The 3,210-nt window shown below is 75.7% G+C and carries 3 protein-coding genes; 2 read left to right on the top strand and 1 reads right to left on the bottom strand.

Annotation, left to right across the window (positions count from 1 at the left end; translation table 11 throughout):
* Positions 1–27: 27 nt before the first annotated feature.
* Positions 28–978, bottom strand: a complete 951-nt coding sequence (locus ACWGDE_RS37615; RefSeq protein ID WP_453393578.1) for a hypothetical protein — start codon at positions 976–978, stop codon at positions 28–30.
* On the opposite strand from ACWGDE_RS37615, the gene ACWGDE_RS37610 reads away from it, so the two are divergent.
* A complete protein-coding gene (locus tag ACWGDE_RS37610; RefSeq protein WP_453393577.1) occupies positions 904–2,397 on the top strand; it encodes a glycoside hydrolase family 3 C-terminal domain-containing protein in 1,494 nt (497 codons plus the stop codon). The two genes, ACWGDE_RS37615 and ACWGDE_RS37610, sit on opposite strands and share 75 nt — an antisense overlap.
* Positions 2,398–2,821: 424 nt before the next feature.
* On the top strand, positions 2,822–3,210 hold a 389-nt coding region (locus tag ACWGDE_RS37605; RefSeq protein ID WP_453393576.1), incomplete at its 3' end, for a LacI family DNA-binding transcriptional regulator.

Here is a 3,210-nt window from a genome sequence, read left to right as displayed (position 1 = left end):
GGCCCCCGGCGGGAGCTGGGTGTTCCGTCAGCGCAGGGCGACGACGGGCGCTCCGCTGTCCGCGAGGAGCCGCGTGCGGCCGCCGCGTCCGTTCTGCCCGTGGAAGGCGATGCCGGCGTCGCTGGCTTCCGGCCGGAGCTGAGTGAGGCTGTCGTCCCGGTTCCGAAGGTGCAGGGCGACGCCGACGGCGCTGGCCCCTGGCGGGAGCTGCGCGAGGTTGCCGCCCCCGTTCCGTCCGTGCAGGGCGACGCCGGTTGCTCCGCCGTCCGCCAGGAGCCACGTGCGGCCGCAGCGCCCGTTCTGCCCGTGCAGGGTGACGTCGACAGTGCTGGCCCCTGGCGGGAGCTGCGTGAGGTTGCGGCCCTCGCTCCGTCCGTGCTGGGCGACGCTGGTTGCTCCGCCGTCCGCGAGGAGCCGCGTGCGGCCGCCGCGTCCGTTGCGCCGGTGGAAGGCGATGCCAGCGCTGCTGGCTCCCGGCCGGAGCTGAGTGAGGTTGTCGTCCCGGTTCCGTCCGTGTCGGGCGACGCCGGTTGCTCCGCCCTCCGCGAGGGGTCGCGTGCGGCCGCTGCATCCGTTGTGCCGGTGGAAGGCGATGCCGATGGCGCGGAGTCCCGGCGGGAGCTGCGTGAGGTTTTGGTCCCGGTTCCGTCCGCGCAGGGCGACGACGGGCGCTCCGCCCTCCGCGTTGCCGCGCCCGTTGCGTCCGTGCTGGGCGATGCCGGCGGTGCTGGCTCCCGGATGGAGCTGCGCGAGGTTGTCGTGCCCGTTGCGTCCGGGCCGGGTGACGTCGACAGCGCCGGCCCCTGCCAGGGGCCGCGCGAGGCTGCCGGGGCGGCCGTGTCGGGTGAAGGCGACGACTCCGGGGCCCGGCGGGAGTTGCGGGAGGCTGCCTGCGCGAGTTTCGTGTTGCTGGAGAACCGGGGGGTGCTGCCCCTGGAGCCCGGGGCGTTGCGGAGCCTTGCCGTGATCGGGGTTCACGCCGATGTGCCCCGTGTGCAGGGCGGGGGCAGCTCCGAGGTGTTCCCCGGGCGGGTGGTCAGTCCGCTCGAGGGGCTGCGGGACGCCCTGCCGCCCCGTGTCCGGATCGGGTACGAGCCCGGGCCCGCGCCGGAGGGCAGCGGCGGGCAGGCTCCGCTCGGTGCGCGGTACGCCCGTGATCCGGACAGCGGGGCGCCCGGCGTGCGGCTGCGCGTGCTCGACGCCGCCGACGGGGTGCTGTACTCCGTGCACCAGCCCTCCGGTCGCGTGCTGGAACCCGAACTGCCGCCCGGTGCCCGCACCGTCGAGCTCGCGGCCGTGCTCCACCCCGACGCGACCGGCCCCTGGACCCTCGGGCTCGGCGGCTTCGGCGCACTGCGCCTCACCGTGGACGGAACGGTCCTGATCGACGGCGAGTTCCCGCCCGGGACCGACGATCCGGCCGTCATCCACGTCCGCCCGCCCCAGCACACCGCCCGGCTCCCGCTCACGGCCGGCCACCCGGTCCACGTGGTCGCCCGGCGCGAGCTCGCCCCCGGCACCGGGCGGGCCACCGTCCTGACCGTCGCCCCACCCGTGCCCGACCCCGCCGAGGCGCTCGCCGCCGCCGTGGCCGCCGCCCGGGCGGCCGACGCCGCCGTCGTGGTCGTCGGCACCACCGAGGGCGGCGAGTCCGAGGGCTTCGACCGTGAGACGCTCCGACTGCCCGCGCCCCAGGACCGGTTGGTGGCGGAGATCGCCCGCGCGAACGCCCGTACCGTCGTCGTCGTCAACTCCGGCGGCCCCGTCGAACTGCCCTGGCGCGAGGACGTCGACGCCGTCCTCCTCACCTGGTTCCCCGGGCAGGAGGCCGGACACGCCCTCGCCGACGTCCTCCTCGGCCGCGCCGAGCCCGGCGGGCGACTGCCCACCACCTGGCCCGCCACCCTCGCCGAAGCTCCCGTACGCACCACGCACCCCACGGACGGCCGACTCCCGTACGCGGAGGGCCTGCACATCGGCCACCGGGCCTGGCTGCGTCCGGGCGCGGCGCGGCCCGCGTACTGGTTCGGCCACGGACTCGGCTACACCACCTGGGAGTTCGAGCGGATCGGCCGCTCAGAGGCCACCCCTGACGGAGGCTTCGAAGTTCCCGTCATCCTCCGCAACACCGGTACCCGGCGCGGCCGCGAGGTCGCCCAACTCCACCTGTCGCGACCCGACTCGGTGGTCGAGCGGCCGGTCCGCTGGCTCGCGGGCTGGGTGGCGGTGGAGGCGGAGCCCGGGGAGCGGGTGACGGCGTACGTACGCGTCCCCGCGCGCGCCCTGCAGTACTGGTCCCCGGAGACCGGCGGCTGGATCACGGAGCCGGGCCGCTACGAGCTCCTGGCCGGCCGCACGGCGGACGACCTGCCGCTCCGGTCGGTGATCGAGGTGTAGGCAGGTTGCGAAGGAGGGGCAGGGAGCCGATCCCGGTCGTCTCCGTCGTTACCCTGGACGCGACCGCGACGCAGGGGGCCATGGTGGGGCGAAAGCGCAACGGGCCGCGGGGAAGCAGTCCTTCACGGATCTCCTCCGGCGCCCGAGTCGCGTTGTCGGGCAGTTCACGGGAGACGCTCGGCAGCGTGGCCAGGCGGACGTCGTGGCGTTGGACTCCGGAGAGGCCCGCGAGGTTTCCGCGTTCGTCCGTGACGGCCGCGGCTTCCGGCGGGGGTCACTGATTCTGGACCCTGCCACGGCTTCACCAGTGGTCTGGCGGCCGTTTCGAAGACGTTGCTCTCGTCCGTGCCGCGCTGCGCGAGGACGGCCGGGCCGGTGGAGGTGCTGACGGCTCGGCCCGGGTGCCGGCGGCTACAGTGCCGGGATGGACGGATCGAGCGCGGGTAGCGGCATCGGGACGGCCCCGACCCTCGAGGACGTGGCGCGTGCCGCCGGGGTGTCCCGGGCGACGGTGTCGCGCGTGGTCAACGGAGTCCGCAATGTGGACCCGGTCATCCAGCAGGCGGTCCAGCAGGCCGTCGCGGCGACCGGGTACGTGCCGAACCGGGCCGCCCGCTCGCTGGTGACCCGCCGGTCGGGGTCGGTGGCGCTCGTGGTCTCGGGCGCGGGCGCCGACGCCGACCGGGTGTTCCAGGACCCCTTCTTCGGGCGGGTGGTGAGCGGGGTCGTACGGGCGCTGCGCCCGCGCGGGGTGCATCCGGTGCTGCTGTTCGCCGACGGGGAGGAGGACCGCGCGCAGGTGCTGGCGTACCC

This window comes from Streptomyces sp. NPDC054956 (assembly GCF_053609185.1).
The sequence above is the reverse complement of the archived record's forward strand: the minus strand, read 5'-3'. Positions and strand labels throughout refer to the sequence as shown.